We start from the raw sequence: 230 nt of genomic DNA, 5'->3' as shown, positions 1-230 counted from the left end.
GCTGAATAGAGAGACAACGGATGACCAAATCAATATCACTGCCCAGGCTGCTATTGGTCGAAGACAGTCAATCAACGGCCATGGTTTATGCGACGTATCTGGAACATCTGTTTGACGTCACCGTGGTGTATACCGGCTCAGATGCCATCGATGCGCTGCATCGTCATCGTTTTCAGCTGGCGGTTATGGATGTGCAATTACCGGATATCTCTGGTCTGGAGGTATTGAAA

1 protein-coding gene is annotated in these 230 nt (G+C 48.7%); it reads left to right on the top strand.

The features are described from left to right. Positions 1-20: 20 nt before the first annotated feature. The coding region (locus Q4563_RS23165; protein ID WP_303606223.1) for a response regulator at positions 21-230 on the top strand (210 nt) is incomplete at its 3' end.

The sequence above is a fragment of the Gilvimarinus sp. 1_MG-2023 genome, assembly GCF_030548285.1.
The sequence above is the reverse complement of the archived record's forward strand: the minus strand, read 5'-3'. Positions and strand labels throughout refer to the sequence as shown.